The following is a 24,048-nucleotide window of genomic DNA, read 5'->3' as shown; positions in this document are numbered from 1 at the left end:
GGAACAGGCGGGGTGCTCCCGGGGCAAGACCGGTTACCGTGGAGGACGGCCCGGCGAGGGCGAGTTGGGGAGGCGCCGTTGCGTACCCGCGGAGAGCAGCCCGACGTACCGGCCCCGGACAGCCCGTGGAGCGAGATCGTGCCCGGCCTGTGGATGGGCGGGCACCGGTTCCGGGGCCGTACGGGCCGGCTGGAGTCCGTCGTCGTACGGGACGAGTTCGATCTGGTGCAGTCGCTGCTGCGGCTGCCGGGGTACGGGCCCGACGCGGGCGTGGAGCACCATGTGTGGCCGATTCCGGACGGGCCGCTGGACGGGACGCAGCTGGCCGGGGTGATCCGGCTGGCGCGGGCGGTGAACGAGGCGCTGGACGCGGGCCGCCGGGTGCTCGTGCGCTGCTACCACGGGTACAACCGGTCGGGGCTGGTCATCGCGCACGCCCTGGTCCAGCGGGGAGACTCGGCCGACCAGGCGGTCCAGCTGATCCGGGCCAGGCGCTCGGCGTGGGCGCTGCACAACGAACTGTTCGTGGAGTACCTGCGGACGGGCCTGGCGACCGTACGGCTGCTGGAGGAGCTGGCCGAGTAGCCCCGCCCCGTTCCGCCGGTCCGCCGTCCCACTCTGCCGGTTATCCGCCCGGCTCCGCCGCTCGGCCGGCCCGCCGCTTCACCACTCTGCCACCCCACCGGACCGCTACCCCACAGACCGCTGCCCCACCGAACCGCCACCCCACCGGCCCCCACCCCCACCCCGGCGGTCTCCGTCGGTCTTTCCCAGGTGCGTCCCCCGTCACGCCCCGCTCCCGAAGCCGTACAAAGCAGGCTTCCGTCAGAATGTAGGGATGCCAGCCCGTCCCGTGCGCACCGCCCTCGCCGCAGTCGCCGTCGCCCTGCTGTCGGTGACGGCGGCGGCCTGCGGGGACACCGGCGGGCTGCGCGGTGCCGGGCCGACCCCGACCGCCGCCAGCCCCGCCAAGCTCTGGCCCGATCTGCGGCCGGCGTCCAGCCCGGCCTACCCCTACGACGTGGCGACCCGGGAGACGGTCAAGGGCATCACGGTCCCCGGCGACGACCTGCGCAAGGTCGATCCGGTGGACGTCGTCGAGGCGGAGCTGAAGGCACACCCCTCCGACTACGGGTCGAAGGGGGCGTACCACGCGACCGTGGACCGGATGGAGGAGTGCCGGCCGGGCGGTGACCGGGCCCGGTGCCCGCTGCTGAAGCCGTACTACCGGGACCTCACCGGGGACGGCCGGGCGGATCTGACGCTCGGCTTCCGGCTGTACCCGACCAACCAGACGGCGGTGCGGGTGTACACCGTCGAGCGGCACCGGCTGGTGCAGGTGCTGGCCGACAACGACGCGATCATCGGGGTGGAGCTGGCCGGCCGGTCGCTGATCGAGCGTTCGCCGGCCGACATCTCCGGCTACGAGTACCGCACCACCTGGGTGTGGGACCCGGGCCAGCGCGCGATGGTCTTCTCCAGCGACGAGTACCTGCACGTCGGCGACGGCCGCACCAGCAGGACCCCGTCCCCGTCGGCCTCCCCCGCGGCGAGCCCGGCGGCCCCGGCGAGCCCGCGATGAGGCTCACGCTGCCCCACTGGGCCGGGGCCCTCGCCGTCAAGGCCGCCGCGTTCATCACGGTGATGTGCTGCGCGCTGGCCGCACTGCTCGGCGTGCTCGTGCACGTCTCGGTGACCAACCAGACCGTCGGCCAGGCCCGCGATCTGGCGCTGTCCCGGCTCACGGACGCCACCCGGGCGTACGAGGCCGGGGACACGCTGCTGCCGGGTGCCGGGGTGGACCCGCAGGGACTGCCGGCGCCGCTGCGGACGCTGGCGGTGGCCGGGAAGCGCGGCACGATGGTCGCCACCCACCAGGGCCGGCCTGCCATGTGGGCGGCGGGTCCGGTGGCCGGGCACCGGGCGCTGGCCGTGGAGGTCGACTACTCGCAGCAGTCCCGCACCATCGCCGGTCTCGACCAGTCGATCCTGTGGTCGTCGGGGCTGGCGATCGGCGCGACGGTGCTGGTCGGCGTGTTCGCGGTGACCCGGGTGACCCGGCGGCTGCACGGCACCGCGCGGGTGGCCCGGCGGATCAGCGCCGGGGACCTGGACGCCCGGGTGGACGACCCCCGGACCCAGGATCCGACCCGCCCGCAGGACGAGGTCGCCGCGGTGGCCGCGGCCCTGGACACGATGGCGTCGACCCTGCAGAGCAAGCTGCTGAGCGAGCAGCGGTTCACCGCGGACGTCGCGCACGAGCTGCGCACCCCGCTGACCGGGCTGCACGCGGCGGCCGAGCTGCTGCCGCCCGGGCGGCCGACGGAGCTGGTGCGGGACCGGGTGGCGGCGCTGCGCACCCTCACCGAGGACCTGCTGGAGATCTCCCGGCTGGACACCGGGCGGGAGATGCTGGAGGTCGGCACGGAGCAGCTGGGGACGCTGGCCGAGCGGGTGGTGCGGGCCTCGGGCACCGACACCGAGGTGCGGATCCGGCGGGACGTCCGGGTGGAGACCGACCGGCGGCGGCTGGAGCGGGTGCTGGGGAACCTGGTGGCCAACGCGCACAAGCACGGGGCGCCGCCGGTGGTGCTGACGGTGGACGGGTCGGTGGTGACCGTGCGCGACCACGGCGGCGGGTATCCGGGGTACCTGGTGGCGCACGGGCCGCAGCGGTTCCGGACCGAGGGCGGGGCCACGGGGCACGGGCTGGGGCTGACCATCGCGGTGGGCCAGGCGGAGGTGCTGGGCGCGGGGCTGACCTTCACCAACGCGGTGGACGGGGGCGCGGTGGCCACGCTGACGCTGCCGCCGGCGAAACCGGCCGCTCCCTGAAAGGCCCTCTTCCCGGCACAAGACGCCCCATTTGGATAGGTTCCGGGCATGACGAACGCCGGAACCACCACGGCGGCGGTCCCCGCTCCCGCGCGTGCCGCACGCCTCCCCCGGCGCCGGGGCGTCGAACTCTCCCTGCTCGTGCTGGCCGTCCTGCTGTCCGTGTACGGCTACTGCGCGGTGGGGCTGGCCCGGACCGGCACCGTCCCGCCGGGCGCCGCCGGCTACGGGGCCGGCCTCGGCGTGCTCGCCCTGTTCGCGCACATCGCGGTCCGCATCCGGGCGCCGTACGCCGATCCCCTGCCGCTGCCCATCGGCGTGCTGCTCAACGGGCTGGGGCTGGTGCTGATCTACCGGCTGGACCTGGAGACACCGGGCGACCAGGCGGCCCCCACCCAACTGGTGTGGTCGACGCTCGGGGTGGGCCTGTTCATCGCCGTCGTCCTGGTGCTGCGCGACCACCGGGTGCTCCAGCGGTACTCGTACGTGTGCGTGGTGGCCGCCCTGGCCCTGCTGGCGCTGCCGATCCTGTTCCCGGCGGTCAACGGCGCCCGGATCTGGATCCGGATCGCCGGGTTCTCCATCCAGCCCGGCGAGTTCGCGAAGGTGCTGCTCGCGGTGTTCTTCGCCGCCTATCTGGCCGCCAACCGCAGCGCGCTCGCGTACACCGGCCGGCGGCTGTGGCGGCTGCAGTTCCCGACCGGGCGGGTGCTCGGGCCGATCCTGACGATCTGGCTGGTGAGCGTGGGCGTGCTGGTGCTGGAGCGGGACCTCGGGACCTCGCTGCTGTTCTTCGGGCTGTTCGTGGTGCTGCTGTACGTGGCCACCGGGCGCACCGGCTGGATCGCGGTCGGGCTGCTGCTGGCCGTGCTCGGCGCGTTCGCCGTGGGGCGGCTGGAGCCGCACGTGGGCGGCCGGATCGAGGACTGGCTGCACCCGTTCGCCACCATCGAGGCCGGGCAGGGCCCGAATCAGCTCTCCCAGTCGCTGTTCGCCTTCGCCGCCGGCGGGGTCCTCGGTACCGGGCTCGGACTCGGCCACTCCATCCTGATCGGCTTCGCCGCCAAGTCGGACTTCATCCTGGCTACCGCCGGGGAGGAGCTGGGCCTCGCGGGCCTCGCGGCGATCGTGCTGCTGTACGCGCTGCTGGTGGAGCGCGGCTACCGGGCGGGCCTCGCGCTGCGCGAGCCGTTCGGCCGGCTCCTCGCGGTCGGGCTGGCCTCGATCGTGGCGCTGCAGGTGTTCGTGATCGCGGGCGGGGTGACCGGGCTGATCCCGCTGACCGGCATGGCGATGCCCTTCCTCGCCCAGGGGGGCTCCTCGGTGGTCACCAACTGGGCGATCGTGGCGCTGCTGGTCCGGGTGAGCGATTCGGCGCGCAGCCAGTACGACGGCCGGGAGGCATCGTGAGCGACTACGACCGGATTCCCGACGGCGGGCGCCCGATGGGGAAGTACATCCGGCACGCCTGCGGTTTCTGCGCCCTGCTGCTGGCGGCCCTGCTGGCCAACGCGGCGCGGGTGCAGGTCGTGCAGTCCCGGGAGTACGACGGCAACCCGGCCAACCGCCGTGCCACCATCGCCCGTTACCAGCAGCCGCGCGGCAACATCCTGGTGGGTGGCGACCCGGTCACCGGGTCGGTGGACACCGGCGAGCAGCTGCGTTACGAACGGGCTTACAAGGACGGCCCGTTGTACGCGCCGGTCACCGGGTTCTCCTCGCAGACGTACGGCACCGCGTTCCTGGAGCACACCGAGGACGGGGTGCTCTCGGGCACCGATCCGCTGCTGGCGCCGCTGCAGCTGTGGAGCGACGTGACCCGGGCGCCGAGCCGCGGCGGGGACGTGGTGACGACCCTCAGCCGGCGGGCGCAGGAGGCCGCGTACCGGGGGCTCGCCGGGCGCAAGGGCGCGGTGGCCGCGGTCGAGCCGTCCACGGGCCGCGTGCTGGCGCTGGTGACCAGCCCGTCGTACGACCCGTCGGAGCTGTCGGGCAACAACGAGGCGGTGTCGGCGGCGTGGGCCCGGCTCAACCACGACCCGGAGAAGCCGATGCTGAACCGGGCGGTCCGGCAGACCTATCCGCCGGGGTCGACGTTCAAGGTGGTCACCGCGGCGGCGGCGCTGGACGCGGGCGTGGTCACGGACCTGGACGCGTCCACCGACTCCCCCGACCCCTACCGGCTGCCCGGCACCACCACCCGGCTGACCAACGAGGGCGACGGGTGCCGGAACGCCTCGGTGCGGGACGCCTTCGAGTGGTCCTGCAACACGGTCTTCGCCAAGCTGGGCGTGGACGTGGGGGTGCGGGACATGGCGACGACGGCCCAGGCGTTCGGGTTCAACGACACCGGTGTGCGCATCCCCTTCGCCGTGTCGCCCAGCACCTTCGACACCAGGGTGGACCGGGCGCAGCTGGCGCTGTCCTCGATCGGGCAGTACAACACGCGGGCCACCCCGTTGCAGATGGCGATGGTCGCGGCGGCGGTCGCGGACGGCGGCCGGCTGCGTCCGCCGTACCTGGTGGAGCGGACCACCCGGTACGGCGGCGAGACGGTCGGCGGCAGCGCGGCCCGGCCGGGGCGGCAGGTGATGCGGCCGGACACGGCGGCCCGGCTCAAGGAGCTGATGGCCGGCGTGGTCGAGGAGGGCACCGGCACCAACGCGGCGATCCCCGGCGCGCTGGTCGGCGGCAAGACCGGCACCGCGCAGCACGGGGTCGGCAACGCCGGGGTGCCGTACGCCTGGTTCCTCTCCTGGGCGCAGAGCGAGGACGCGCCGGAGCCGCAGGTGGCGGTCGCGGTGGTGGTGGAGGACGCCTCCGCGGACCGGGGCGAGATCAGCGGCGGCGGGGACGCGGCGCCGATCGCGCGGGACGTGATGCGGGCCGTGCTCGGGCGGTGAGGGTCAGCCGAGCGGCCCCCGCATCTCCGAGCGGATCGTGAGGGTCTTGCGCGCGAACGCCTCCAGGTCGACGTCCGAGGGGGCCTGGCTCATGGCTTCCGTGGCCACTTCGGCGACCGTGGCCCCGGTGTTGCCGTCGGCCCACGCGCACACCGGCACGGTGATCTTCGTGCCCAGGTGCTCCTCGGTCATCACCTCGCAAGCGATGGTGACGCCGTCCAGCTCGAAGTCCTTGGGCGGTACGGCGATCGTGGCGCTGTCGCCCTCGCCGGCGCCCTTCATCATGTTCGTACGGGCCTCGCCGGTGTTCTTGAACCGGCCGTACATGCCGGACACCACCAGGGTGCCCTTGGTCTCGTCACCGCCGGGGCTGTAGGTGCCGACCACCCCGTGGGTGTCCTTGGCGTCCCAGGCTCCGTCGGCCTCGTCGCTGATCTTCTTGCCCTCGGACCCGGAGAGGTCGTCGACGAGTGCGTACTTCCCGTCGAGCAGCTTGCCGGGCAGGGTCAGCTTGTAGTCCGCAGCGGGGAAGCCGCTCTCGGCCACCATCCCGAGCACGATGAGCAGCACCACGACGGCCGCGACGACTCCGCCCACGATGCCGAGCACCAGGCCGATCCGCCGCTTCCTCGGGGGCGGGACCATGGGCGGCACGCCCCAGCCGGTGTAGGGCTGCTGAGCCGGGTACGGCTGCTGCTGGGGGTAGGGCTGCTGCTGGGGGTAGGGCTGCTGGGGGTACGGGGAGCCGTACGGCCCCGGGGGCTGCTGGCCGTACGGTCCCGGCTGCTGCGGGGGCTGCTGGCCGTAGGGGCCGGGATTCTGCGGCGGCGGAGGCATGGACACGCCAGCACGCTACTGCACCCGGGTGACACCGGCGGCACCGCGCCCGGTCAGTCCCCGGCGGCGCCCGACTCGATCGCCTCCTCCACCTCAGCCACCCGTGCCCGCTCCTCGGCGGCGAAGCGCTCGGTGTCCAGCCGCTCGGCCAGCTCCTCGTCCTGCGCCATCAGCAGGTCCAGGTCGGAGTCGCCCAGCTCCAGGACGCCCATGTCCACGTAGGCCTGCTGGAGCCGCTTGCCCCACAGGCCGATGTCCTTGACGCACGGGACGATGCGGCTGAAGAGCAGCTTCCGGAAGAGCCGGAGGAACTCGGACCGTTCGCTCAGCGCCTCCGCCTCGGCCTTCGGGATGCCGAAGTTCTCCAGCACCTCCACCCCGCGCAGCCGGTCGCGCATCAGGTAGCAGCCCTCGATGACGAACTCCTCGCGCTCGCGCAGTTCGGCCTCGGTGAGCTGCCGGTAGTGGTCGCGCAGTGCCATGCGGCCGAAGGCGACGTGCCGGGCCTCGTCCTGCATGACGTAGGTCAGGATCTGCCGGGGCAGGGGCTTGTTCGTGGTGTCCCGGATCATGCCGAAGGCGGCCAGCGCCAGACCCTCGATCAGTACCTGCATGCCGAGGTAGGGCATGTCCCAGCGGCTGTCGCGCAGGGTGTCGCCGAGCAGCGACTGGAGGTTGTCGTTGACCGGGTAGACGAGGCCGATCTTCTCGTGCAGGAACCGGCCGTAGATCTCGGCGTGCCGGGCCTCGTCCATGGTCTGGGTCGCGGAGAAGAACTTGGCGTCCAGGTCGGGCACCGACTCCACGATCCGCGCGGCGCAGATCATCGCGCCCTGCTCGCCGTGCAGGAACTGGCTGAACTGCCAGGAGGCGTAGTGCCGGCGCAGTTCGCCCTTGTCCTTCCGCGACAGCTTGGCCCAGTACGGGGTGCCGTACAGGGACATGGCCTCCTCGGGCGTGCCCAGGGCGTCGTACGGGTCGACCTCCTGGTCCCAGTCGATGCGCGTCCGCCCGTCCCACTGCTTGTCCTTGCCCTTCTGGTACAGGGCGAGCAGGCGGTCGCGGCCGTCGTCGTACTCCCAGCTGAACCGGGCCGCGCCGGTGGCGGGCACCTGCCAGGGGGAGTCTCCCGGGGGAACGGCGTAGAGGTCGTGGGTCGGCATACCCGGCAGGCTCACACGCGGACGCGGCGCCAACAAGTTGCGCGCGAGGGATTGACGACCTTGCTGACAAGCAGTCTTATAAGACAGGACGACTACCCCCGGGTAACGAGGTGAGGGAGCCATGACGACCCTGACGGAAGAGGACGCGCTGGACGGGCTGCGCGACGCGCTCGGCCTGCTCAAGGACCGGGAGCAGGTGGCCGAACGGCTGCTGGTCTCTTCCGCCAAGCACTCCTTCGACCCGGACAAGGAGCTGGACTGGGACGCGCCCTTCGAGGAGGGCAAGTGGTTCTGGCCGCCGGAACTGGTCTCGCTGTACGACACCCCGATGTGGAAGCGGATGAGCGAGGAGCAGCGGATCCTGCTCTCGCAGCACGAGGCCGCCGCACTGGCCTCGCTCGGCATCTGGTTCGAGATCATCCTGATGCAGCTGCTGGTCCGGCACATCTACGACAAGGCGGCGACGAGCGCCCACGTGCGCTACGCGCTCACCGAGATCGAGGACGAGTGCCGGCACTCCAAGATGTTCGCGCGGCTGATATCGCACGGCGGCACGCCCTGGTACCCGGTCAGCCGCGCCCACCAGAACCTGGGCCGGCTGTTCAAGACGATCTCCACCACCCCCGGTTCCTTCACCGCCACGCTGCTCGGCGAGGAGGTCCTGGACTGGATGCAGCGGCTGACCTTCCCGGACGAGCGGGTCCAGACGCTGATCCGGGGCGTCACCCGCATCCACGTGGTCGAGGAGGCCCGGCACGTGCGGTACGCCCGCGAGGAGCTGCGGCGCCAGATGGCGACCGCGCCGAAGTGGTCCCAGGAGTTCACCCGGGTCACCTCGGGCGAGTTCGCCCGCGTCTTCTCGGTCGCCTTCGTCAACCCGGACGTCTACACCAACGTCGGCCTGGACAAGCGGGAGGCGATGGCTCAGGTGAAGGCGAGCGGGCACCGCCGGGAGGTCATGCAGTCGGGCGCGAAGCGGCTGACGGACTTCCTGGACGACATCGGGGTGCTGCGGGGCGTCGGCCGGCGGCTGTGGAGGTCGTCGGGCCTGCTGGCGTAGCCGTGGGCGGCCGGCCCCTGTCGGCCCTTGCCGGCAACGGGAGAACGGCGGGCCGGGGCGGCGATTAGGCTGCTGGCCATGACCCCGTCGGCCACCCCCGCGTACCGCCGGCTGAGCGTCGAGGAACGGCGCAGCCAGCTCCTCGACACCGCCCTGAGCCTCTTCGCGCACCGCGCCCCCGAGGACGTCTCCCTGGACGACGTGGCGGAGGCGGCCGGGGTCTCGCGGCCGCTGGTGTACCGGTACTTCCCCGGCGGCAAGCAGCAGCTGTACGAGGCCGCGCTGCGCTCCGCCGCCGAGGAGCTGAGGCACTGCTTCGACGAGCCCCGCCAGGGGGCGCCGCTGCCCCGCCTGTCCCGCGCCCTGGACCGCTACCTGGCCTTCGTGGACGGGCACGACACCGGGTTCAGCGCGCTGCTCCAGGGCGGCAGCGTGGTGGAGACCTCCCGCACCGGCGCCATCGTGGACGGGGTGCGCCGGTCCGCCGCCGAGCACATCTACCGGCACCTCGGCGTCACCGGTCCGGGCCCCTGGCTGCGCATGACGGTCCGGATGTGGATCACGGCCGTGGAGGCGGCCTCCCTGATGTGGCTGGACGAGGACAAGCAGCCCCCGGCCGCGGAGCTGCGCGACTGGCTGGTGGAGCAGTTCGTGGCCGCGCTCACGGTCACCGCGGCCCGGGACCCGCAGACCGCCGGCCTCGTCGCCGCGCTCGCCGGGGATGACCGAGACTGAGCTGGTGAAGAGCCACGACACCCCCTTCGAGGGCGGCCCCATGGACGGGCGCGTGCTGCCCGTCCTGCTCGGCCCCACCGGGCACCCCCCGAAGACGTACCGCATCCCCGTCCCCGACCCGGCGGGCGGCCCGCCCACGGTGCTGGTCTACCGCCGGGTGCCGCGCGGGCACAGCCGGCGGCTCGGGCTGATCCAGGGGTGGAAGTACACGTACGACCCGGACGACAGGTCCGGCGGAAGGCTCCGCTGGCCCTGGTCCAAGCCGGACACCAGGCCGTCCGGCAAGCCGGATGACACGAACGGGTGATTCCGCTGCGCCGAACCGCGCAGCCTTCCCCCATCCCCCGCACCGACACGTCTGATTATCGGGTTGCGACAGGAGGCGGAGATTCCGCTCTCCCCGCCCCGGAGGTGATGACGTGTCAGCACGGCTTCTGCGTCTGGCCGGTACGGCCGCGGTGGCGGCCCAGGCCGTCCTCGCGCCCGCACCCGCCGTGGCCGCGCCGGAACCGCAGCGGTCGGTGGCCGAGCTGCTGACGGATCTCCAGCAGCTGTACCGGCACACCGAACAGGCCACCGAGACCTACAACGCCACCACGGAGCAGCTGGAGCGGCAGCGCGCCGAGGTCGCCCGGCTCGACGGTGAACTGGCCCGCGCCCGACTGGCGTTGCAGGACAGCCGGACCGACGCCGGGCGCCTGGCCCGGCAGCAGTACCAGAACAGCGGCGGTCTCGGCCCGTACGTGCGGCTGCTCCTCGCGCCCGATCCGCAGCACGCGCTGGACGAGGGCCATGTCATCGGCGAGCTGGCCCGCGCACGCGCCCGTACGGTGGGCCGGCTGGCCGCGGCGGAGAAGCGCAAGGACGCGCTGGCCCGCGCGGCCCGCAAGGCCCTCGACACCCAGCTCACCCTGGCCGCCCGGCAGAAGACCCAGCGCGACGACGTCCACAGCCGGCTCGCCGGCGTGGAACGCCTGCTGGCCGGCCTCACCCCCCAGCAGCTCGCCGCGATCGCCCGGCTCGAACAGCAGGGGGCCGCCGAGGCCCAGCGCACCCTCGCCACCGCCGGTGCCCTCCCGGCCGACCGCGCCGCCTCACCGGAGGGCGAACGCGCGGTCCACTACGCCCTGGACCAGATCGGCAAGCCGTACGCCTGGGGGGCGCGGGGCCCGCGGGCGTACGACTGCTCGGGCCTCACCTCGGACGCGTGGTCCCACGCGGGGACCCCGATCCCGCGCACCAGCCAGGAGCAGTGGGAGCGGCTGCAGCGGGTGCCGCTGAAGGAACTCCGGCCGGGCGACCTGGTCGTGTACTTCCCCGAGGCGACCCACGTGGCGATGTACGTCGGCGGCGGGAAGGTCGTCCAGGCGCCGAGGCCGGGCGGGAAGGTCACGGTCTCCCCGATCGCCGGCCGGCCGATCCTCGGCGCGGTGCGTCCCGGCCCCGCACGACGGAGCTAGCCCGCGCAGAACTTCTTCGCCGCCGCGGCCGCGCCGTCCCTGAAGCCGTTGCGGAAGTTGTCGTTGACCGGCACGCGCTTGAGGTCCCGGACGTCGCAGTCGTTCTTCATGGCCGCGTAACCGGCCTTGTAGCCCGCCGCGTACTGCTCCCGGGCGTTCATGCGCGCGCCCTGCTCGGCCGTGCCGCACCTGGCCTCGGGGCCGCCGGCCTGCCGGGCGGTGACGGTGCCGGCCGCCTGGCTCACCGTCGCGGCGAAGGCGCCGTCGGCGTCGGTGCGCACGGTGGCGTGGGCCCCGTGGGCGGAATCGACGAACACGGCCTTGTCCGGCCGGAAGTCCTCGCCGACGACCTCCAGGTGCGCCGGGCCGTCGGCCCGCGAGACAGCGCAGGTGGGCGACGACGCCGCAGCGGCCGGGGGGGCGGCGAGCGCCACCGTCCCCGCGGCCAACGCCGACACCGTGAGGGGCGTCAGCACCGCCAGGCGTACGCGTCGACCGTTCATGGGAACTCCTACGTGGCTCGTCCCCCTTCCGGCCCCTGCCCTCCAGCGTCTCTCCGCCGGTGGGAGGTGTCAAAAGGGGGACGGTCCCGTCAGGCCCCGGCGACCGAGCCCAGGTAGGCGGAGGTCTTCTCGGGGTCGTAGAAGAAGTCCTCGAAGTCGGCCGGGTTGTCGAAGGCGTTGGCGAATCGATCCGCCACCGGCTGGAGCTGGCCGGCCGCGCCGATGAGGTTCAGCACGTGCTCCGGAGGCGGCGCCAGCATGGCGTTGGTCCACTTGGTGACGTGCCGCGCGGTGGCCCAGTACCGGTCGAAGGTCTGCCGCATCCAGTCCTCGTCGAACGGCTGGTCCCCGCGCTCCAGGATCGAGGCGAGGTACGCGGCCGCGCACTTGGCCGCCGAGTTGGAGCCCTGCCCGGTGATCGGGTCGTTGGCCACGACCACGTCGGCCACGCCCAGGACCAGGCCGCCGCCGGGCAGCCGGCCGACGGGGTTGCGGACGGTCGGGGCGTACCGGCCGGCCAGCGTGCCGCCGGCGTCGGTCAGCTCGGCCTTCGTGGCCCGCGCGTACTCCCAGGGCGTGAACTTCTCCATGAGCTCCAGGGTCAGTGAGAGGTGCTCCGCCGGGTCCTTGACGCCCTTGAAGACGTCGAGCGGGCCGCCGGGTATGCCCTCCCAGAACAGGATGTCGGCGCGGCCGGACGTGGTCAGGGTCGGCATCACGAACAGCTCGCCGACGCCGGGGACCAGGTTGCAGCGGACCGCGTCGAACTCGGGGTGCTCCGGGCGCGGGCCGAGCCCGTGGACGTACGCCACGGCCAGCGCGCGCTGCGGCTCGGCGTACGGGGAGCGCTCCGGGTCCCGGGCGAACATCGACACCAGCTCGCCCTTGCCGGCCGCGACCAGGACGAGGTCGTAGGCGCGGGAGAAGTAGTCCAGGTCGCCGACGGCCGCGCCGTGGATGACCAGCTGGCCGCCGCGCTGCGCGAAGGTCTCCATCCAGCCGGCCATCTTCACCCGCTGGTCCACCGACTGCGCGTACCCGTCGAGCCTGCCCACCCAGTCGATCGCCCGCTGGGTGGGGCCCGGGTCGTGCGAGCCGGGGGCGGCGACCGAGACGCCGAGGCCCTCGATCCTCGGGGCCTGGGACTCCCAGAAGTTCAGCTGGAGGTCGCGCTCGTGCTGCAGCGCCGTGCCGAACATGCACTGCGTGGACATGACCCGGCCCGAGCGGATCTCGTCCGCGGTCCGGTTCGACATCAGGGTGACCTCGTAGCCGTGCGACTGCAGGCCGAGGGCGAGCTGGAGGCCGGACTGGCCGGCTCCGACGACGAGTATCTTCCGCATGCGGGTGGTGTCTCCTACGGGGACTGGGGACGGTTCGTGGACTACTCGGGGGTTTCGTCCAGCGCGTGGGCCACCAGGGCCAGGAGGCTCTCGATCACCGAGATCCGCCGCCGCGCGTCCATGATCATGACAGGGACGTGCGCGGGTATCGTCAGCGCTTCCCTGACGTCCTCCGGCTCGAACCGCTCGCTGCCGTCGAAGTGGTTGACCGCGACGACGTACGGCAGCCCGCAGCTCTCGAAGTAGTCCAGCGCGGGGAAGCAGTCCTTCAGGCGGCGGGTGTCGGCCAGGACGACGGCGCCGATCGCGCCGCGCACCAGGTCGTCCCACATGAACCAGAACCGCTGCTGGCCCGGCGTGCCGAACAGGTAGAGCACCAGGTCGTCGTCGAGCGTGATGCGGCCGAAGTCCATGGCCACGGTGGTGGTGAGCTTGCCCGGCGTGGCCGACAGGTCGTCGGTGCCCTCGCTGGCCTCGGTCATCAGCGCCTCGGTCTGCAGGGGCGTGATCTCCGAGACGGAGGTGACCAGGGTGGTCTTGCCGACGCCGAAGCCGCCCGCCACCACGATCTTCGTCGCGATGGGGGCGCGTGTTCGGTCCGTCTGCCAGGACTTCAGGTCCTCGTCCGGCTCGGTGAAGGCGGCGAGGGGGGTACCCCCCAAGGAGGCGGTGGCGTCAGAGACGGCGGAGTCCACTCAGCACCCTTTCCAGCAGAGCGCGGTCCGGGCGGCCGGTGCCGTGACCGGTTCCGGTGCCGTACACACGGATCTTTCCCTGGTCCGCGAGGTCGCTCAGGAGCACGCGGACCACGCCGAGCGGCATCTTCAGCAGCGCGGCGATCTCGGCCACCGTGCGCATACGGCGGCACAGTTCGACGATGGCCCGCATCTCCGGCATGACCCGGGTGGTGAGCGGGCTGTTCGTCAGTTCCTTGCGCTCCTGGGGGGCCTCCAGCGCGGCCACGAACGTCTCCACCAGGAGGACGTGGCCGAAGCGGGTGCGACCGCCGGTGAGCGAGTAGGGGCGCACGCGCGCGGGTTTGCGGTCGCCGCCCCGGACGGGCAGTTTCGGTGTGCCGCTCATCGGCTGCTCCCCGTCGACTCGGCCTCCAGGGATTTGCGCAGTTCGCTGCGCAGCTCGGGCGTCAGCACGTGGCCGGCGCGGCCGACGAAGAGCGCCATGTGGTACGCCACGACGCTCATGTCGCACTCGGCGGAACCGTGGACGCCGAGCAGCGAGCCGTCGCTGATCGACATCACGAACAGGCTGCCCTCCTCCATCGCGACCATCGTGTGCCGGACCGCACCGGAGTCCATCAGCTTGGCGGCGCCGACGGTGAGGCTGCCGATGCCGGAGACGATGGTGGCGAGGTCGGCGGCGGAGCCCCGGGGGCCCTTCGCCGGGCGGGCCTGGCGGGACTGCTCGGTGTGACCCGGGTCGGACGAGAGCAGCAGCAGGCCGTCGGACGAGACCACGGCGACGGACTGGATGCCGGGTACTTCCTCGACCAGGTTGGTCAGCAGCCAGTGCAGGTTGCGGGCTTCACTGCTCAGTCCGTAGGTAGTGGGCGCGGTCAACTGCTTGCCTCCTCGGCTGTGCCCCCCGTGGCTTCTTCGGCATGTGCGCGGCTGGTCGGCCGCTTGGTGTTGGCCGTCTGTTCGGCGATCTCCGCCTCGACGTCGCGGTAGCCGGCCTCGGCACCGCGGCGGAAGCCGCCGAGCCTGCGGCGCAGGGCTTCCGCGTCCACGGACGTGCTGCGCTGGCGGGGCGGGGCGGTGGGTGCGGTGATCCTGGGTGTGCGCTTGGGCAGGCCCTTGCTGGTGAGCTGCTCCTCCGCCGCGGCGTCGCCCCCGGTGTCGTCGGCGTCGGCCTCGGCCACCGGCTCGGCGTCGGCCTCCGGCTCGGTGTCGGCCACCGGTTCGGCGTCGCCGGCGGCTGCCGGGTCGTGCGGGCGGTCCGGCCCCGCGGGCGCCGGATCCGCCGGTACGTCCGGGAGGAGGAGCTCCATCGTCGTCTCGGCGTAGGTCTCCGCCGGGGCCTTCGGGCGGGTCTCCGTGTCCTGGGCGGGCTGGACGGCCTGCTCGTGGGCCTCCTCCGGCGACGGTTCCGGTGCCCGCCCCGGGGCTTGCGCCGGGGCCTGTGCCCCAACCTGGGCCTGGGCCGGGGCCTGCTCCGACGGCTGGTCCGGTGCCTCGCCGGCGGCCTCCCGTACCGCCTGTTCCGCCAGGGTGACCAGGGGGTCCTGGTGCTTGCGGGCGGGCAGGACGTTGGAGTTGGCCTCCGCGTCGGCGCCGGGGAGGGAGAAGGCGCCGGTGGCGTTGGGGGCGGTCCGGGGCGGGAGGGCGGCGGGCGGGGCCTCGACCAGCAGGCCGGCCGGGAGCACCACCACCGCCGCTATGCCGCCCTGCTTCTGCTCGCGCAGCTGGACGCGGACGCCGTGCCGGTGGGCGAGGCGGGCGACGACGTACAGGCCGAGACCGAGGCCGTCGTCGCCCTCCTGGTCGTACAGGGACTCGGGGTCGAAGTCGGCGAGGCGGGCGTTGAGGCGGCCCAGGCGGTCCTCCGCCACGCCGATGCCCTCGTCCTGCACCGACAGCATGACCTCGCCCGACTCCAGCAGCCAGCCGGAGACCTCGACCGGCAGGTCCGGCGGGGAGAACGCGGTGGCGTTCTCCATGAGTTCGGCCAGCAGGTGGGAGAGGTCGTCGGCGGCGAAGCCGGCCACGTGCGCGTGCGGCGGCAGGGCGGCGATGCGGACGCGCTCGTACCGTTCGATCTCGCTGACCGCCGCCCGGACCACGTCGACCAGCGGCACCGGGCCGGGGTGCTGCTGGACGTGCTCGGTGCCGGCGAGGACCAGGAGGTTCTCGCTGTGCCGGCGCATGACCGTGGCGAAGTGGTCCAGCTTGAACAGGGTGGCGAGGCGCTCGGGGTCCTGTTCCCGGTCCTCCAGGCCCTCGATGACCGCCAGCTGGCGTTCGACCAGGCCCAGGGTGCGCAGCGCCAGGTTGACGAAGGTGGTGCCGATGCTGGTGCGCAGCCGCTCCAGCTGGGCGGCGGAGTCGGCGAGTTCGGCGCGCAGCTCCTCGCGGGCGTCGGCCATCTTCTGGCGCTGGCCGACCAGGTGCTTGCGGTCGGTCTCCAGGGTGGCCACGCGCTCGTGCAGCGCGACGGCATGGGCGTGCAGGGCGTTGACCGAGCGGACCACCTGGGCGAACTCGTCGTTGCGGCCGGTGAAGGCGATCGGCTCCTGGCCGGCCGGGTCCTCGGCCCCGGCGAGGCGGGCGGAGCCGCGGCGCAGCACCGACAGGGGGCGGGTCAGGCTGCGGGCCATGGCGGTGGCGACCCCGACCGCGACCAGCATCAGCACGCCGAGGACGGCGATCCGGATCTCCAGGGCGGTGACGTCGTCGTCCCGGAGGCGGGCGAGGTCCTTGGTGCGGTGGTCGTAGAGGGCGGACTCGGCGCCGCGCATCAGGTCGACGCGGGCGGACAGGGCCGCGTCCAGCTTCTTGGTGCTGGTGGTCAGCTCGCTGTCGGCCAGGGTGGGCTGGTCGGTGAGCGCGGACAGGTACTTGTCCGCCGAGTTGACCTCGGGGCCGGTGACCGTGGAGTCGTAGGAGTCGACGGCGGCCTTGGGCGCGGTCTCGCGGAAGCCGGCGAGGGCCGCGTCGGCGCGCAGCCGGGCCTGCTGGGCGGCGGCGGTGAGCGCGTCGCGCTGTGTGCGCTCGGCGTCGGTGCCGGTGGTGGAGGTGCTGGGCAGGCCCGTAGTGGGGTCGATCACCGTCTGGGTGCGGGACGGGACGTTCAGCGCGGCCAGCAGCAGGCCGCGGGCGGCGGCGGACTGCTGGACGGCCGAGTCCAGTTCGGCCAGGGCGTGGGCGCCGGAGCCGGCCCGCGGGGGCATCTGCTCGGCCAGCTGCCCGGCGAGCCGGTGCAGTTCGGTGATGGTCGCCGAGTAGGCCTGGTGGGTCCGCAGGGCGTCGGTCTTGCCGGTGAGGGCGGACCGGCGCAGCGCGTCGATGCCGTCGAGGGCGGTGCGCAGGCGCGCCGGGGTGTCGGTGTCGGCGCGCAGCTCCTCCACCTGCCGGTCCACGCGGGCGCTGCGGTCCTCGGAGGGCGCCTTGGACTTGGGGCGGCCGGCCGCGACGTAGGAGGTGACCTCGTCGCGTTCGTCGGCGAGGGAGTGGGCGAGCGTGAGCGCGTCCTGGGTGCGGCCGGCGAGTGTCACCAGGTCCTGGGAGTCGCCGACGTCCTGGGAGGCGCCCAGCAGCGCGGGCGCACCCGCCCCGGCGACGGCCGCGGCCACCACGGCGACGGCGACGATCAGCCGGGTGCGCACATGGGTGGGGCGGCCGGAGCCCACGGGGGTCTGGGGAACGGTCCCCTCGGGGGCCGTCTGCCTGCCTGTGCGCCGAGGCCGCTTCTTCTGCACCGGTGCTCGCATTCCTGAACTCGTCTACCCAGGGGCCCGGGTGGCGCCCCGTCAGCTCGGTGCCAAGTGGTGCGTACACCCGGTTCGTACGGTTCCCGACCCTCCCAGCGCCGGTGGGCGGTGGTCGCGCATCACCTGACCCGCCACCCGAAGGAGTGAACATCGGAGGGGAGTTGACGGGCAAGTTCCCCTGGCGTGTGCGGGGGTCTTGCGCGGCGGGCCGGTTGGACGCACGCGGCAGGCTTTGGCAATATTCGCCGGCACGCCTTCCCGGAGTGGATCATTCTCGCCCAAAACAGGCGCCTGACCTGCGGCACCGTGCGAACGTGCCGGTCCTTGCCAGCCTTCGGCGCATAGTGTGAAGGCCTCGTGCAGACTGACCGGATGCGCACTGATCTCGTTTCGGAACCCGGCGACGCGACCCGCCCCAACGAGGACTTCGCCGGTGTCGGACTACCCGCCTCCGGACAGGGAGGTTGCGTGATCGTCCTGGACGGCGTCACTCCGCCCGGCGGCGGGACGGGCTGTCTGCATCCCGTCCCCTGGTTCACCGCGCGACTGGGCGGTGCGCTGACCGAACTGACCGTTTCCGACCGAGATCTGACGCTCTCGGAGATTCTCGCGCGGGCGATCCGGCGCACCGCCGGGGCCCACGCGGAGACCTGTGACCTTTCTCACCCGCGAACGCCTCAGGCAACCGTCGCCCTCGCCCGCTGGTCCGCCGCCGAGGTCGAGTACCTGGTGCTGTCCGATTCGGCGCTGCTGGTGCGGGGGCCCGACGGCGCGGTCACCCCGGTGCTGGACGACCGGCTGGCCCGGCTGCCCCGCGCCGCGCTCGCCACCGACGCCCTGGTCGACGCGCACCTGCGCAACAAGGAGGGCGGCTTCTTCACGGCCGCCGCCGACCCGGCCGTGGCCGCCCGGGCGGTCACCGGCGTCCTGCCCCGGCGCGAGGTCCGGGCGCTGGCCGCGCTGACGGACGGCGCGACCCGCTGGACGGAGACGTTCCGGGAGGGCGACTGGACGGCGCTGTTCGACGTGGTCGCCAAGGAGGGCGCCCGGTCGCTGGTGGAGCGGGTGCGGGAGCTGGAGGCGGCGGACCGCGAGGAGCGGGCGTTCCTCGGGCGGGGCAAGACGCACGACGACGCGACGGTGGCGTACGTGGAGCTGTGACGTCCGGGGCGCCGGGCGGGCGTTCACACCGGCGTCATCTGGCCATGACGCCGTTCAGCTCGTGGAGCAGCCGGGCCAGCTCGGCGACCTCGCTGCGGTCCCAGTGGGCGAGCTGGCGGACGTAGCGGGCGCGGCGGGCCTCGCGGACCGTGCCGACGCGGCGGCGGCCCTCCTCGGTGAGGGTGACGAGCCAGGCGCGGCCGTCGGCGGGGTCGGGTTCCCGGGCGATCAGGCCCAGCTCCTCCAGGGCGCGCAGCTGGCGGGACATGGTGGCCTTGCCGACGCCGATGTAGGCGGCGAGTGCCGTGGCCCGCTGGCCGCCCAGTTCGTCCAGCCGGATGAGCAGGCCGTAGGCGGAGGACTCCAGGTCGGGGTGGACCTCCCGGGCCATCTCGCCCTGGTTGGCGCGGGCGCGCCGGAGCAGCACGGTCAACTCGCGCTCCAGCGCGAGGAATTCCTGGTCTGCACCACTGGGAGTCAGCTGGCCGGCGACGCCGTGGGCGCCACCGTTTCCGTCCTCGTGCACGTCAGCACCCCTGATCGGTTTCGTGGTGGTGAAAGTTTCTGTCAAATGCCGTCATTGCCGCAGCTCCGTCAGTATTTCGCAGGCGTAGACCAACGGCGTCCTCCGGACCCTCTTCCCACGCCCTGTCTACGTGCGTAGCTTCTTTACCACGCCGTCGATGGCATGCCCACGCCCACTGGACGGTGTTCCGCGCCACGAGCCCCCCACACCGCTCCCTCCCCCCCACTCCCCTCCCGGAGGCACGCATGCCCGTGCGCAGACCCGGCTCCGTCCGCCCGCGTCCCCTCCCCGTCCTCCTCACGGCGCTGCTCACGGCGCTCTCCCTCGGTCTTCCGCTCACCTCGGCCCGGGCCGCGAGCACACCCGCCCGCGGCTCCGCGTACCTGGGCATCGGCGTCCTCGCCCACGACGGCCGGGACGGCACGCCCAGCACCGGTGACGCCACCCAGACCGAGGGCGTCGACGTCTCCGCGTACCAGGGCAACGTCGCCTGGTCGACGCTGTGGGGCAGCGGGGTGCGCTGGGCGTACACGAAGGCCACGGAAGGCACGTACTACACGAACCCGTACTTCGCCCAGCAGTACAACGGCTCCTACAACGTCGGCATGATCCGCGGCGCGTACCACTTCGCCACCCCGGACACCACCAGCGGCGCCACCCAGGCCAACTACTTCGTGGACCACGGCGGCGGCTGGTCCCGCGACGGCAGGACCCTGCCCGGCGCCCTCGACATCGAGTGGAACCCGTACGGCGCCGCCTGCTACGGCAAGACCGCGAGCCAGACGGTCGGCTGGATCACCGACTTCGTCAACACCTACCGGTCCCGCACCGGCCGCTACCCGGTGATCTACACGGCCACCAGCTGGTGGACCCAGTGCACCGGCGACTACGGCGGCTTCGCGGCGAACGACCCGCTGTGGATCGCCCGCTACGCCTCCGACCCGGGGACGCTGCCGGCCGGGTGGCCGTACTACACGATGTGGCAGTACACCTCCTCCGGCCCGACCGTCGGCGACCACGACAAGTTCAACGGCGCACTCGACCGGGTGCAGGCGCTGGCCCTCGGCTGAGACGGACCCGGTGGCCCCGCCCGGCCGGGGCCACCGGGTCCGCGGCGCTGCGTTGGTGCTCCGCGCCGCCCGGGATCATGCTGGTCAGGAGAGCCTGCCGAGCAAGGGCGAGATGAGCGGCGATGGAGCGACAGTCGACGTACACGGCCACGGCCACCATCGATGAGCGGGGCATCCTGACCGGCTGGAGCGAGGGCGCGCGGCGGCTGCTCGGCTACGACTCCCCGGCGGTGGTCGGCCGGCCCGCGACCGCGCTGCTCGCCGCCGAGCACGCGGCCGTCCGGCGGGCGCTGGCCGGCCGCACCCGCTGGAACGGCACCGTGCCGCTGCGCCACCAGGACGGCCGGCTGCTGGAACTGGGCGTGCTCGCCCACCGCCGGACCCCGCCGGCCGGGAGCGGCGACTGGCTGGTGGTGAGCGCCGTGCCGGCCCGCGCCCAGCCGCCCCGCGGCGAACCGCTGGAGGAGTGGACCTTCCTCCAGTCGCCCTTCCCCCTGGCGATCTTCGACGCGGACCTGCGCCTGGTGCGCGCCAACCGCCGGCTGGAGCACGCCCTCGCCCTGCCCGAGGCGGCGATGCGCGGGCTGGGCCTCGCCCACATCGTGCCGGGGGGCGCGAGCGAGGAGGCCGACCGGGCGATGCGGCTGGCGCTGGAGTCCGGCCGGCCGCAGGAGGCGCCGGGCCGGCTCGGCGCGGAGCTCGGCCGGACCACCGTCCTCACCCCGCTGAAGGACGCCGACGGCCGGGTCCGGGCCGTCTGCCTGTCCGCGCCGCAGCCGTCCCAGGAGACCACCGCACCGCCGCGGCCCCCGGACGGTGCCGGCCCGCCCGCCGGGACACTCGCGGACCAGGCCCGCGCCGCGCAGGAGCTGGGCGAGGTCACGGTCCCCCGGCTGGCCGACGCCATGGCGGTCGACCTGCTCGACACCCCGCGGACCACCGCCGGGGCCGCCGTCCCGGAGCAGGTCGTGCTGCGCCGGGCCGCCCTGCGCGCGGTCCCGGACGGCGACCCGCCCGGCCACGGCACCGGCGTCGGCCAGACCGTCGTCTGCCCGGCCGGCTCGCCGGCCGCCCGCTGCCTGGCGGCGGCCCGCCCGCGGCTGTACGACACGGCGGACCCGGACATCGCCGAGTGGGCGGCGCTGGACCCGGGCGCCGCGTGGCTGCGCGCGTCCGGTGCCCGCTCCCTGCTGGCGGTGCCGCTGCTCGTGCCGGGCGGCACGCTCGGCGTGGCCCTGTTCGGCCGGCACCCGCAGCGGGGGCCCTTCGGCCCGGAGGAGCTGCGGCTCGCCGAGGAGTTCACCGCGAAGGCGGCCGGCGGCATCGAGCAGGCCCACGGCCAGTCCCGGTCCCGCACCACCACCATGGCCCTCCAGCGCAGCCTGCTGCCGCACACCTTGCCCGAGCAGGGGGCGCTGGAGATCGCCACCCGCTACCTGCCGGCCGCGACCCGGGCCGGCGTGGGCGGCGACTGGTTCGACGTGATCCCGCTGTCCGGGGCGCGGGTGGCACTCGTGGTGGGCGATGTGGTGGGCCACGGGATCCGGGCCTCCGCGACCATGGGCCGGCTGCGCACCGCCGTGCGCACCCTGGCCGACGTCGACCTGCCGGCCGACGAGCTGCTCACCCACCTGGACGACCTGGTGCTGCGGCTGGCCGCCGACGAGGGCAGCGCGGACCCGGGCGCCGACACCGCCGGCGGCATCGGCACCACCTGTCTGTACGCCGTCTACGACCCGGTCTCGCGCCGGTGCTCCGTGGCCCGGGCCGGGCACCCGCCGCCCGCCGTGGTGAGCCCGGAGGGCACGGTCCGCTTCCTCGACGTGCCCGCGGGGCCCCCGCTCGGGCTCGGCGGGCTGCCCTTCGAGGCGCTGGAGGCGGAACTGCCCGAGGGCAGCCTGCTGGCGCTGTACACCGACGGGCTGCTGGAGGCCCGCGACCACGACATCGACGTGGCGCTGGACAAGATGTTCGCCGCGCTCGGCCGCCCCGCGCAGTCCCTGGAGTCGGTGTGCGACCGGGTCCTCACCGAGCTGCTCAGCCACCGCCCCGACGACGACATCGCCCTGCTGGTGGCCCGTACCCGGGCCCTGCACGAGGACCTGGTCGCCTCCTGGCAGCTGGACGACCGGCCCAGCGTGGTGGCGCTGGCCCGCCGGTACGCCACCGACCAGCTGTCCGCCTGGGGACTGGACGAGGCCGCGTTCACCACCGAGCTGATGGTCAGCGAGCTGGTCACCAACGCGATCCGCTACGGCCGCCCGCCCATCCGGCTCCGGCTGATCCACCAGGGCACCAAGCTGATCAGCGAGGTCTACGACTCCAGCGGCACCACCCCGCACATGCGCCGGGCCCGGATCTTCGACGAGGGCGGCCGGGGCCTGCTGCTGGTCGCCCAGCTCGCCCAGCGCTGGGGCACCCGGCACGACCGGGTCGGCAAGACGGTGTGGGCGGAGCAGTCGCTGACCGCGCTCTGACCCGGCACCCCGGCCCGGCCCCACCCCGCCCCGCCGCGGACGGCGGCGGGGCGGGGCCGGGGCCTCGGGCGGGCCGGGTGGGTCCGGCACGCCCGGCACGCCCATCACACCGTCAGCAGGAGGAGTAGTAGACGTAGTAGTCGTAGTAGCCGTCGTGGTAACCGTCGTCGTAGTAGTCGTCGTGGTGGTGATGGTCGTGGTGTGCCGGGGCCTGGGCGACCGCCGGCGTCCGGGGCATCGGGGCCGCGCTCGCGGAGACGGCCGGCAGCATCACACCGGCGGCGACCGCACCGGCCGAGACGGCGAGCGCCGCCAGTCGCACGCCCCGCTTCGAGCGTCGGTTCCCGAGGTTGTCGTTGGTGCGCTTCATGGCTTTCTCCTTCTGGTTGCCGGGGCCTTGTCGGTGTCCGGTGGTTCCGGTGCGGCCCGTGCTTCCAGTAGGCCGGAGCGGCACACAGCGGTCATGTTCCGAGGACTCGGGACTTGACGGAGGGCCCCGGCGCGGGAGGATGCGCCGGCTAGCGGGGCGCGCGGAGCACGGGACCGGCCCAGGCGGGCGGCTCGGGCGCGGGCCCGGGTGCCTCGGCCGGGCCCGTCCGCAGCTCCGCGCGCGGGTCCGCGGGCAGCGCGGCCGGCGCCGGCGCGGGGCCCGGCGGGCCGGCCTCGGCGACGGCGCCGCGCAGGGCCGCCACGAACTCCAGACAGGTGCCGTAGCGGTCGTCGGGGATCTTCGCCAGGGCCCGGTGCAGCACCTCGTCGACGCCGGCGGGGACGTCCGGCCGCTCGCCGCCCACCGTGGGCGGCGGGTCGTACTGGTGGGCCCAGAGCAGCTCCAGCTGGTCCGTCCGGCGGAAGGGCGGGGCGCCCGACAGGGTCTCGTGGACCACGCAGGCGAGGCTGTACTGGTCGGACCGGCCGTCCACCGGGCGGCCGGCGATCCGCTCGGGCGCCACGTAGTCCAGCGTGCCGACGAACTCACCGGCCGTGGTGAACCCGGTGAGCGACAGCGACTTCTTCGCCAGCCCGAAGTCGGTGAGGTAGACGTGCTCGGGGTGGTCGCTGTCGATGCCCTTGGCGACCAGCACGTTGCCGGGTTTGACGTCCCGGTGCACCAGGTCGCGGGCGTGGGCCGCGTCGAGCGCGGAGGCCAGCTGGGCGGCGATGCGCAACGCGGCCGGCACCGGGAGCGGGCCCTCGCGGTCGAGCAGGGCGCGCAGGTCGAGGCCGCAGACGAAGCACATGGCGATGTACAGGATCCCGTCGGCCTCGCCGGCCTCGAAGACGGGCACGATGTTGGGGTGGTCGATGGCGGCGGCCACCCGGGACTCCTGGGCGAAGCGGCTGCGGAAGGCCTCGTTGCGGGTGTACTCGGGGGCGAGCAGCTTCAGTGCCACCGTGCGGCCCAGCCGCAGGTCCTTGGCGCAGTAGACGACGGCCATGCCGCCGCGGCCGAGTTCGCGCTCCACCCGGTAGCCCGCGATCTCGGCCCCGATCAGGCCGCAGGCGCGCTCGGCAGGCCGACTCACGT

Annotated in this window: 23 protein-coding genes; 12 read left to right on the top strand and 11 right to left on the bottom strand. The window is 73.7% G+C overall.

The window, feature by feature from the left end; genetic code table 11:
* Nucleotides 1–78: 78 nt before the first annotated feature.
* From IG05_RS0104045 to IG05_RS0104025, 5 genes are all read left to right on the top strand, one after another.
* Nucleotides 79–585 (top strand): protein-tyrosine phosphatase family protein, encoded by a 507-nt coding sequence (locus IG05_RS0104045; protein WP_030339165.1) that lies wholly within the window; start codon nt 79–81, stop codon nt 583–585.
* Between the two features lie 253 nt (nt 586–838).
* Complete coding sequence (locus tag IG05_RS0104040; protein WP_030339163.1) at nt 839–1,582, top strand: hypothetical protein; 744 nt, start codon at nt 839–841, stop codon at nt 1,580–1,582.
* The gene (locus tag IG05_RS0104035; protein ID WP_030339161.1) at nt 1,579–2,835 is read left to right on the top strand and encodes a sensor histidine kinase; all 1,257 of its coding nucleotides are present in this window, start codon (nt 1,579–1,581) and stop codon (nt 2,833–2,835) included. The genes IG05_RS0104040 and IG05_RS0104035 overlap by 4 nt, the downstream gene beginning before the upstream one ends.
* A 48-nt stretch (nt 2,836–2,883) precedes the next feature.
* A complete protein-coding gene (locus IG05_RS0104030; RefSeq protein WP_030339159.1) occupies nt 2,884–4,245 on the top strand; it encodes an FtsW/RodA/SpoVE family cell cycle protein in 1,362 nt (453 codons plus the stop codon).
* 35 nt (nt 4,246–4,280) lie between these two features.
* Nucleotides 4,281–5,738, top strand: coding sequence for a penicillin-binding protein (locus IG05_RS0104025; protein WP_030339157.1), 1,458 nt, complete (start codon nt 4,281–4,283; stop codon nt 5,736–5,738).
* A gap of 3 nt (nt 5,739–5,741) precedes the next feature.
* On the opposite strand, the gene IG05_RS0104020 is transcribed toward IG05_RS0104025, so the two are convergent.
* Both IG05_RS0104020 and IG05_RS0104015 read right to left on the bottom strand, forming a co-directional pair.
* Nucleotides 5,742–6,575: a hypothetical protein gene (locus IG05_RS0104020; protein ID WP_324604990.1), complete on the bottom strand. Its 834-nt coding sequence runs from the start codon at nt 6,573–6,575 to the stop codon at nt 5,742–5,744.
* Between the two features lie 53 nt (nt 6,576–6,628).
* Nucleotides 6,629–7,738, bottom strand: a complete 1,110-nt coding sequence (locus IG05_RS0104015) for a ferritin-like domain-containing protein (protein ID WP_030339153.1) — start codon at nt 7,736–7,738, stop codon at nt 6,629–6,631.
* 121 nt (nt 7,739–7,859) lie between these two features.
* Here IG05_RS0104015 and IG05_RS0104010 point away from each other — a divergent pair, with 121 nt between their 5' ends.
* The 4 genes from IG05_RS0104010 to IG05_RS0103995 all read left to right on the top strand — a co-directional run bounded on the left by IG05_RS0104010 (nt 7,860) and on the right by IG05_RS0103995 (nt 10,993).
* Nucleotides 7,860–8,798 (top strand): AurF N-oxygenase family protein, encoded by a 939-nt coding sequence (locus IG05_RS0104010; protein ID WP_030339151.1) that lies wholly within the window; start codon nt 7,860–7,862, stop codon nt 8,796–8,798.
* Between the two features lie 78 nt (nt 8,799–8,876).
* A complete protein-coding gene (locus IG05_RS0104005; RefSeq protein ID WP_030339149.1) occupies nt 8,877–9,533 on the top strand; it encodes a TetR/AcrR family transcriptional regulator in 657 nt (218 codons plus the stop codon).
* The gene (locus IG05_RS0104000; protein ID WP_234335759.1) at nt 9,520–9,840 is read left to right on the top strand and encodes a hypothetical protein; all 321 of its coding nucleotides are present in this window, start codon (nt 9,520–9,522) and stop codon (nt 9,838–9,840) included. Before IG05_RS0104005 ends, IG05_RS0104000 begins: the two co-directional genes overlap by 14 nt.
* Before the next feature lie 112 nt (nt 9,841–9,952).
* Nucleotides 9,953–10,993, top strand: a complete 1,041-nt coding sequence (locus IG05_RS0103995) for a C40 family peptidase (RefSeq protein ID WP_030339145.1) — start codon at nt 9,953–9,955, stop codon at nt 10,991–10,993.
* Here the strand turns inward: IG05_RS0103995 and IG05_RS0103990 are convergent.
* From IG05_RS0103990 to IG05_RS0103965, 6 genes are all read right to left on the bottom strand, one after another.
* Nucleotides 10,990–11,496: a hypothetical protein gene (locus IG05_RS0103990; RefSeq protein WP_030339143.1), complete on the bottom strand. Its 507-nt coding sequence runs from the start codon at nt 11,494–11,496 to the stop codon at nt 10,990–10,992. The two genes, IG05_RS0103995 and IG05_RS0103990, sit on opposite strands and share 4 nt — an antisense overlap.
* Before the next feature lie 89 nt (nt 11,497–11,585).
* Complete coding sequence (locus tag IG05_RS0103985; RefSeq protein ID WP_030339141.1) at nt 11,586–12,839, bottom strand: styrene monooxygenase/indole monooxygenase family protein; 1,254 nt, start codon at nt 12,837–12,839, stop codon at nt 11,586–11,588.
* Nucleotides 12,840–12,880: 41 nt separating this feature from the next.
* A complete protein-coding gene (locus tag IG05_RS0103980; RefSeq protein ID WP_030339139.1) occupies nt 12,881–13,534 on the bottom strand; it encodes a GTP-binding protein in 654 nt (217 codons plus the stop codon).
* Complete coding sequence (locus IG05_RS0103975) at nt 13,515–13,922, bottom strand: DUF742 domain-containing protein (protein WP_030339137.1); 408 nt, start codon at nt 13,920–13,922, stop codon at nt 13,515–13,517. The genes IG05_RS0103980 and IG05_RS0103975 overlap by 20 nt, the downstream gene beginning before the upstream one ends.
* Nucleotides 13,919–14,416 carry a roadblock/LC7 domain-containing protein gene (locus tag IG05_RS0103970; protein ID WP_030339135.1) on the bottom strand — a complete coding sequence of 166 codons (498 nt, stop codon included), beginning with the start codon at nt 14,414–14,416 and terminating at the stop codon, nt 13,919–13,921. Before IG05_RS0103970 ends, IG05_RS0103975 begins: the two co-directional genes overlap by 4 nt.
* Nucleotides 14,413–17,274, bottom strand: a complete 2,862-nt coding sequence (locus IG05_RS0103965; RefSeq protein ID WP_199808242.1) for a nitrate- and nitrite sensing domain-containing protein — start codon at nt 17,272–17,274, stop codon at nt 14,413–14,415. The genes IG05_RS0103970 and IG05_RS0103965 overlap by 4 nt, the downstream gene beginning before the upstream one ends.
* 384 nt (nt 17,275–17,658) lie before the next feature.
* Between IG05_RS0103965 and IG05_RS0103960 the strand changes: the two genes are divergently transcribed.
* Nucleotides 17,659–18,447 carry a protein phosphatase 2C domain-containing protein gene (locus tag IG05_RS0103960; protein ID WP_030339131.1) on the top strand — a complete coding sequence of 263 codons (789 nt, stop codon included), beginning with the start codon at nt 17,659–17,661 and terminating at the stop codon, nt 18,445–18,447.
* Between the two features lie 34 nt (nt 18,448–18,481).
* Here the strand turns inward: IG05_RS0103960 and IG05_RS0103955 are convergent, their stop codons facing one another.
* Nucleotides 18,482–18,973, bottom strand: coding sequence for a MarR family winged helix-turn-helix transcriptional regulator (locus IG05_RS0103955; protein ID WP_030339128.1), 492 nt, complete (start codon nt 18,971–18,973; stop codon nt 18,482–18,484).
* A 245-nt stretch (nt 18,974–19,218) separates the two neighbouring features.
* Between IG05_RS0103955 and IG05_RS0103950 the strand changes: the two genes are divergently transcribed.
* On the top strand, nt 19,219–20,043 hold the full coding sequence (locus IG05_RS0103950) for a lysozyme (RefSeq protein WP_030339127.1): 825 nt from the start codon (nt 19,219–19,221) through the stop codon (nt 20,041–20,043).
* 122 nt (nt 20,044–20,165) lie between these two features.
* Nucleotides 20,166–22,520: a SpoIIE family protein phosphatase gene (locus tag IG05_RS0103945; RefSeq protein WP_030339125.1), complete on the top strand. Its 2,355-nt coding sequence runs from the start codon at nt 20,166–20,168 to the stop codon at nt 22,518–22,520.
* Between the two features lie 112 nt (nt 22,521–22,632).
* Here the strand turns inward: IG05_RS0103945 and IG05_RS47640 are convergent, their stop codons facing one another.
* Both IG05_RS47640 and IG05_RS0103935 read right to left on the bottom strand, forming a co-directional pair.
* Entirely contained in the window at nt 22,633–22,890 is a 258-nt protein-coding gene (locus IG05_RS47640; protein WP_030339123.1) for a hypothetical protein, read from the bottom strand.
* Nucleotides 22,891–23,038: 148 nt separating this feature from the next.
* Entirely contained in the window at nt 23,039–24,046 is a 1,008-nt protein-coding gene (locus IG05_RS0103935) for a serine/threonine-protein kinase (protein WP_030339122.1), read from the bottom strand.
* Nucleotides 24,047–24,048 lie beyond the last annotated feature (2 nt).

Source organism: Streptomyces sp. NRRL S-1022, from assembly GCF_000720135.1.
Classification (GTDB): domain Bacteria; phylum Actinomycetota; class Actinomycetes; order Streptomycetales; family Streptomycetaceae; genus Streptomyces.
The sequence above is the reverse complement of the archived record's forward strand: the minus strand, read 5'-3'. Positions and strand labels throughout refer to the sequence as shown.

What these genes read in the sequence shown, in the direction of transcription:
- IG05_RS0104040 (WP_030339163.1), top strand. Translation starts at nt 839, where the DNA reads ATGCCAGCCCGTCCCGTGCGCACCGCCCTCGCCGCAGTCGCCGTCGCC.
- IG05_RS0104035 (WP_030339161.1), top strand. Translation starts at nt 1,579, where the DNA reads ATGAGGCTCACGCTGCCCCACTGGGCCGGGGCCCTCGCCGTCAAGGCC.
- IG05_RS0104030 (WP_030339159.1), top strand. Translation starts at nt 2,884, where the DNA reads ATGACGAACGCCGGAACCACCACGGCGGCGGTCCCCGCTCCCGCGCGT.
- IG05_RS0104025 (WP_030339157.1), top strand. Translation starts at nt 4,281, where the DNA reads ATGGGGAAGTACATCCGGCACGCCTGCGGTTTCTGCGCCCTGCTGCTG.
- IG05_RS0104020 (WP_324604990.1), bottom strand. Translation starts at nt 6,575, where the DNA reads ATGCCTCCGCCGCCGCAGAATCCCGGCCCCTACGGCCAGCAGCCCCCG.
- IG05_RS0104015 (WP_030339153.1), bottom strand. Translation starts at nt 7,738, where the DNA reads ATGCCGACCCACGACCTCTACGCCGTTCCCCCGGGAGACTCCCCCTGG.
- IG05_RS0104010 (WP_030339151.1), top strand. Translation starts at nt 7,860, where the DNA reads ATGACGACCCTGACGGAAGAGGACGCGCTGGACGGGCTGCGCGACGCG.
- IG05_RS0104005 (WP_030339149.1), top strand. Translation starts at nt 8,877, where the DNA reads ATGACCCCGTCGGCCACCCCCGCGTACCGCCGGCTGAGCGTCGAGGAA.
- IG05_RS0104000 (WP_234335759.1), top strand. Translation starts at nt 9,520, where the DNA reads ATGACCGAGACTGAGCTGGTGAAGAGCCACGACACCCCCTTCGAGGGC.
- IG05_RS0103990 (WP_030339143.1), bottom strand. Translation starts at nt 11,496, where the DNA reads ATGAACGGTCGACGCGTACGCCTGGCGGTGCTGACGCCCCTCACGGTG.
- IG05_RS0103985 (WP_030339141.1), bottom strand. Translation starts at nt 12,839, where the DNA reads ATGCGGAAGATACTCGTCGTCGGAGCCGGCCAGTCCGGCCTCCAGCTC.
- IG05_RS0103975 (WP_030339137.1), bottom strand. Translation starts at nt 13,922, where the DNA reads ATGAGCGGCACACCGAAACTGCCCGTCCGGGGCGGCGACCGCAAACCC.
- IG05_RS0103960 (WP_030339131.1), top strand. Translation starts at nt 17,659, where the DNA reads ATGCGCACTGATCTCGTTTCGGAACCCGGCGACGCGACCCGCCCCAAC.
- IG05_RS0103950 (WP_030339127.1), top strand. Translation starts at nt 19,219, where the DNA reads ATGCCCGTGCGCAGACCCGGCTCCGTCCGCCCGCGTCCCCTCCCCGTC.
- IG05_RS0103945 (WP_030339125.1), top strand. Translation starts at nt 20,166, where the DNA reads ATGGAGCGACAGTCGACGTACACGGCCACGGCCACCATCGATGAGCGG.
- IG05_RS47640 (WP_030339123.1), bottom strand. Translation starts at nt 22,890, where the DNA reads ATGAAGCGCACCAACGACAACCTCGGGAACCGACGCTCGAAGCGGGGC.